Source organism: bacterium (genome assembly GCA_030655055.1).
Taxonomy (GTDB): domain Bacteria; phylum Edwardsbacteria; class AC1; order AC1; family EtOH8; genus UBA5202.
The window spans coordinates 1-6,000 of record JAURWH010000073.1 but is presented as its reverse complement, the minus strand read 5'-3'; the positions used below and the strand labels follow the sequence as shown (position 1 = coordinate 6,000).

At 55.9% G+C, this 6,000-nt stretch carries 5 protein-coding genes and 1 tRNA gene; all 6 read left to right on the top strand.

The window, feature by feature from the left end:
• Window positions 1–49 precede the first annotated feature (49 nt).
• Window positions 50–832 carry a prolipoprotein diacylglyceryl transferase gene (gene lgt, locus Q7U71_03280; GenBank protein MDO9390777.1) on the top strand — a complete coding sequence of 261 codons (783 nt, stop codon included), beginning with the start codon at window positions 50–52 and terminating at the stop codon, window positions 830–832.
• Between the two features lie 125 nt (window positions 833–957).
• Window positions 958–1,033, top strand: a tRNA-Thr gene (locus Q7U71_03275).
• Between the two features lie 79 nt (window positions 1,034–1,112).
• Entirely contained in the window at window positions 1,113–1,748 is a 636-nt protein-coding gene (locus Q7U71_03270) for a class I SAM-dependent methyltransferase (protein ID MDO9390776.1), read from the top strand.
• Window positions 1,749–1,766: 18 nt separating this feature from the next.
• Window positions 1,767–3,119: a phosphoglucosamine mutase gene (gene glmM, locus Q7U71_03265; protein MDO9390775.1), complete on the top strand. Its 1,353-nt coding sequence runs from the start codon at window positions 1,767–1,769 to the stop codon at window positions 3,117–3,119.
• Window positions 3,120–3,147: 28 nt separating this feature from the next.
• Window positions 3,148–4,851, top strand: a complete 1,704-nt coding sequence (locus Q7U71_03260) for a tetratricopeptide repeat protein (GenBank protein MDO9390774.1) — start codon at window positions 3,148–3,150, stop codon at window positions 4,849–4,851.
• Between the two features lie 74 nt (window positions 4,852–4,925).
• A partial coding sequence (glmS, locus tag Q7U71_03255; protein MDO9390773.1) for a glutamine--fructose-6-phosphate transaminase (isomerizing) occupies window positions 4,926–6,000 on the top strand: 1,075 nt, incomplete at its 3' end.

The window sequence follows — 6,000 nt, the reverse complement described above, 5'->3', positions numbered from 1 at the left end:
AATCGCAGGGAACACTAAACAGTAAACAGTAAACAGTAAACGCTAATATATGCTTCCAGACATTTTTAAAATTGGATCCCTGACCCTGCACAGTTACGGGTTGATGCTGGCCCTGGCCTTTTTGGCCGGGATCTGGCTGATGGAACTGCAGGCCAAGAAAATCGGGCTGGACAAGAACCTGATCGTGGACCTGGGCGTGTTCATCATGGCCGGCTCGGTCATTGGTTCCCGGCTGATGTACGTGGCCACCCACTGGAACGAATACTCTTCAAACCCCTGGCAGGCTTTGGCGGTGTGGGAGGGGGGGCTGACCTTTTACGGCGGGTTCATCCTGGGGACCTTGACGGCGGTGGCCTATTGCCGGGTGCGGAAGATATCATTCTGGACCATAGCCGACATTGCGGCGCCAGGATTTGCCATGGGCCTGGGTCTGGGCCGGATCGGCTGTTTTCTTAACGGCTGTTGTTTCGGCAAACCAAGCAGCCTACCCTGGGCGGTCACTTTCCCGGCCAACGGCGCGGCCGGATTGACTTCGGGCTGCCCGGTGCATCCCACCCAGCTTTACGAGGCCCTGTTTGGTTTTGCCGCCTTCGGCCTGCTGTGGTCCCTGCGGAACAGGCGAAAGTTCCCCGGCTTTTCCCTCTGCCTGCTCTTTTTGCTTTACGGGATATGGCGCTTCGCCAGCGACCAGTTCCGGATCTACGAGCAGTCTCAAAGATGGAGTTTTGGTTTGACCAATAATCAGTGGATCAGCTTGGGCATCATTTTATTTGCAATCACGGCTGGTTTGATGTTAAAATTACGAAAAGACAGGGAGACCATCGCCCACTAAAAAACACGAAAAGGGTTTAACGTTTTTCGTGCATTTAGTGGGTAAATAAATGCCGCTGTAGCTCCCTTCGGCACTGCTCAGGGCGGGACGCAGGGAAGCCCAGCACAACAAGATAGCACATCCAGGCCGCTGTAGCTCAGTTGGTAGAGCGACGCTCTCGTAAAGCGTAGGTCACCGGTTCGATTCCGGTCAGCGGCTCCATGCTTGGCTTTTACCTCGCCCCGCCCTGGCGGGGTCAGCGGCTCCACAACACAATCACCAACCTGACCTCATTGACAGCATGAACAGCAGACAGATCAAAGAGACCAAGTTCTGGGATAAGTTCGCCGGAACCTACGACTCATTCATAAAGAACACGGTCAGCAAGACATACGGCATCATTCTTGATAAGATCAGCGCCGAGTTGAAAAAAGACCAGACTGTGCTGGAGATCGGCACCGGGACCGGGATACTGTCTTTTGCCCTTTGCACTAAAGTCTCATCCATAACCGCCTCGGATATATCGCCCGAGATGATCCGCATTGCCAAACAAAAGCAAAAGGATCTGGGCATAGGGAACATTGACTTTCAGGTCCAGGATTGTTACCGCCTGATGATCCCCGACGGTTCTTTTGACATAGTGATCGCATCCAACCTGCTGCACCTGCTGTATGAACCGGAGAAGCCGGTAAATGAGGTCGGGAGGATATTGAAGCCCGGCGGGATCTTCATCGCCCCGACCTTTTGCGTGGGGGAAAATATGAAGAGCCGGATCATCGCCAGCGTGGCGGGGGCCTTGAGCGGTTTCAGGGTCGTCAATAAATGGAGCGTGGACGGGCTTAAGGTCTTTTTACAAAACAACGGTTTCACGATCATCAAGGATGAAAAGATCGACGGCAGGTTTCCCCTGGCTTACCTGGTGATGAAAAAAACATAAAACGACAGGCGGTATATTTTGACCTCTCATGACAAACTGATGATCAGCGTGGCCGGGATCCGGGGAATAGTGGGCCAAAGCCTGACCCCGGAGAATGTCTCCGGCTTCGCCGCGGCCTTCGGCACCTTCTGCGGACAGGGGCGGATCGTAGTGGGACGAGACTCCCGCCATTCCGGGCCGATGCTGGAATCGGCGGTGGAGGCGGCTTTGCAGTCCGTCGGCTGCGATGTGATCAAGATCGGGATAGTTCCCACCCCCACCGTCCAGCTGATGGTCCGGGAGCTGGGGGCCAGGGGCGGCATTGCCATCACCGCCAGCCACAACCCGCCCCAGTGGAACGCCCTGAAGTTCGTCTCCGGCGAGGGCATCTTCCTGAGCCAACAGCAGGGCCGGAAGGTGATCTCGCTTTTTCAGGACAAGCAGCAGAGATACCTGGGCTTCGATGATCTGGGTTTCTCATTCCGTTACCAGACGGCCATCGAGGACCATGTCCAAAGAATACTTGATCTTCCGTTCCTGAACCTGCCCTTGATCAGGAAACAAAGATACAAGGTGGTCACCGACACCTGCCACGGGGCCGGGGGCCCGATCTTTGAATTGCTGCTGAAGAAGCTGGGCTGTCAGGTGATCTCGCTTTATCCCGAGACCAACGGCGACTTCCCCAGGCCCATCGAGCCCCAGGCCAAGAACCTCAAAGCGCTGGAAGCCGCGGTCAAAAAACACAAAGCCGACATCGGCTTTGCCACCGATGCCGACGTGGACCGGCTGTCCATAGTCTCCGGCCAGGGAAAAGCCCTGGGCGAGGAATATTCCCTGGCCCTGGCGGTGATGTTCATGCTCCAGAACAAAAAAGGCCCGGTGGTGACCAACCTTTCCACCAGCCGGATGGTGGAGGATGTCTCGGAAAAATTCGGGATCAAAGTCATCCGCACCGCCATCGGCGAGGCCAACGTGGTCAGCGCCATGAAAAAGAGCCGGGCCGTGATCGGCGGAGAGGGCAACGGCGGCATCATAATCCCGGCGCTGAACTACGGCCGCGACGCCACCGCCGGGATGGCATTGATACTGCAACTAATGGCTCAAAGCGGCCAGAGCATCAGCCAACTGGCCGGAGAACTGCCGGTATACGCCATGATCAAGGAAACGCTGGAGGTGAAAGAGCCTGCAAAACTTCTGGCTTTGGTAAAGAAGAAATATACCGGGCAGAAGATGGATGCCAGCGACGGAGTGAAGGTCTTATTCCAGGATTCCTGGGTGCATGTCCGGTCTTCGGGCACCGAGCCGATAGTACGGGTTATAGCCGAGGCCCAAACCGCGGCCAAGGCCGGTGCTTTGATCATGGATGTCAAAAGATTAACCGGTACAGGATAGGGGTGAACCATCCTGCCCAATCAGCAATATGAATAACGGGATGGAAACGGTCAAGACAAGACCATTGAAAAGCCGGCTGATATTGTCCGTCCTGTTGGTGGCGGCAACCGCAGCAGTATTTTGGCCGGTCCTTGGCAACGGGTTCACCAATTGGGATGATCCGGGATTGGTGCTGGAAAATCCGCTGATCAGGGACCTGTCATTTAAGGGCCTTGCCCGCATCTTTGAGACCTTTTCGGTTTGGGGCCTGTACCATCCATTGACGCTTTTGGCATACGGGTTGGTCTACAAGATATACGCCCTGAACCCATTTGGTTATCACCTGGCCAGCCTGCTGCTTCATCTGGCTTCCTGTCTGGTTGTTTTCCGGATAATGCTGGCCTGGGGTTTAAGCGACAGGGGGGCATTCCTGACCGCCTTGTTGTTTGGCATTCACCCGATGCATGTTGAGACAGTGGCCTGGGTCTCCGAACTGAAAGGCGCCTTGTCCGGTTTTTTGTTCTTGTCTTCGCTGCTTTTTTATCTAAGGCATCTGGCCGATGACTCCAGGGGATATTACGCGGCTTCTCTGGGCCTTTTTTTAGCCTCCATGCTGGCAAAGCCTTTTGCCCTGATGATGCCGGTGTTGTTGTTCTTTACCGATCATGCAAAAAACAGGGGGCTTACCGGCAAAAGCATATTAAATAAGCTTCCGTATTTCCTTGTTTCCCTGCTGTTCGGCGTTTTGGCCCTGATCACCCAGCGCAGGGACAATGCCGTCGGAGCGGTGGGGCTGGATACCCTGGGAGATTCAATTTTACTGGCCTGCCAGGGCTTGGTCTTTTATGTTTACAAGATCGCGTTGCCATTTTCGCTGTCCTCCTTTTATCCCGTCCCCCAGCCCCAGGGCCAGGCCTTAAGCCGGGTGTTCTATCTGGTGCTGGCCTCGGGCCTGGTTCTTGGAATTGCCGCCGCCTATATCCGGAAAATGGGGAAAGGGCTTGGAATCTGGGGGCTGACATTCTTCGGGCTGCTGATCCTCCCGGTGCTCAAGATCGTCCCGTTCGGCCAGGCTATGGCGGCAGACCGGTATGTATATATCCCGATCTTGGGGCTGATAACGGTCGCAGCCTGGGCCGCCCGAAAGCTGTATCCCGGATCTGCAGCAGGGAGGACATTAAGGGCGGCCGTAACTCTGGCGGGCATTCTGTATTTTTCATCATTGGGTTGGATGACTTTCCAAAGGTGCCGGGTATGGAAGGACAGCGTCAGCCTGTGGAGCGATGTATTGCGCTCATATCCCTCTGCGGATATAGCATACAACAACCGGGGGAATGCTTATCAGGCAAAAGGCCTTTACGATCCTGCTCTGGCCGATTACCGGAAAGCCCTGGAAATAAATCCCGGCTACAAAAGCATATACCTTAACCGGGGGAATTTATTCAACGCCACAAAAAAATATACGCTGGCCATCGCAGATTATGACCGGGCTTTGTTGATAGACTCCGGGTATGTGGAGGCCTATAACAGCCGGGGGGCTGCCTATGGTGCTTTGAACCAGTTTGATCTTGCCATCCAAGACTTTGAAAGGGCAGTGTCGCTGGACGTGAACAACGCCGAAGCGCACAATAATCTGGGGATCGCCTATTATTATAGCAAAGATTATCACTCCGCCCGGATACATCTCGACCAGGCTAAGGAGCTGGGTTATGGCGTCAACCCCTACCTTTTAAAGGAGATCCATTCACGCTGAAGGTCAAGATTTTTGAACCGCCCCGGTCCAAGGGGAAACAACAATTAAATCCATAAAGCTCTACAAAAAATATTATGTGCGGAATAGTGGGATACATCGGCGGGGGCAAGGCACTGCCGGTCTTGCTGGAGGGCCTAAAGCGCCTGGAATACCGGGGCTATGACTCGGCCGGGGTGGCCCTGATCAAGGACGGCAGGCTGGTGGTCAAGAAGAAGGCCGGCAAGGTCAGTGATCTGGAACACTTGCTGCAGGGCCAGGACCTGGACTCCGGGCTGGGCATCGGCCATACCCGGTGGGCCACCCACGGCGAGCCCAGCGACCTTAATGCCCATCCCCATGTGGACTGCAGCGGCACCATCGCCCTGATCCACAACGGGATCATCGAGAACTACGCCACCATCAAGAAAAAGCTGATCCAGGACGGCCACGTCATCAAGACCGCCACCGACACCGAGGTGCTGGTGCATCTGATAGAGGAGATGCTGAAGAAGACCGGCGACCTTTGCACCGCGGTGCGCTATGCCCTGCTGGAGGTGGAGGGCACCTTCGGGATCCTGGTGATATCACAGAAAGAGCCCGACAAGATCATCGCCGCCCGCCGCGGCAGCCCCATCGTGATCGGGCTGGGCGAGGGCCAGAATTACATCGCCTCCGACGCCTCGGCCCTGGTGGAGCACACCCGGCAGGTGGTCTACTTAAATGATGACGAGATCGCCTGCATCACCAAGGAGGCCTGCACCATCAAGACCATCCGGGACCAGGAGGTGGTAAAACAGGTGGAGCAGATCACATTGTCCCTGGCCCAGATCGAGAAGGGCGGTTACGACCATTTCATGCTCAAGGAGATCTACGAACAGCCGGAATCCATTCTTAACTGCCTGCGGGGGCGTTTGCGGGTGGAAGAGGGAAATGCCCATCTGGGCGGTCTGCTGCCGGTGATGGACCGGCTGGTCAATGCCAAAAGGATCATCATCACCGCCTGCGGCACCTCCTGGCACGCGGCCCTGGCCGGCAAGTACATGCTGGAGCAGATGGCCCGGATCCCGGTGGAGGTGGACTATGCCTCGGAATTCCGCTACCGCAGTCCGGTGATCGGCCCGGAGGACGCGTTGTTCGTCATCAGCCAGAGCGGCGAGACCGCCGACACCC

What these genes read in the sequence shown, in the direction of transcription:
- lgt (MDO9390777.1), top strand. Translation starts at nt 50, where the DNA reads ATGCTTCCAGACATTTTTAAAATTGGATCCCTGACCCTGCACAGTTAC.
- Q7U71_03270 (MDO9390776.1), top strand. Translation starts at nt 1,113, where the DNA reads ATGAACAGCAGACAGATCAAAGAGACCAAGTTCTGGGATAAGTTCGCC.
- Q7U71_03260 (MDO9390774.1), top strand. Translation starts at nt 3,148, where the DNA reads ATGAATAACGGGATGGAAACGGTCAAGACAAGACCATTGAAAAGCCGG.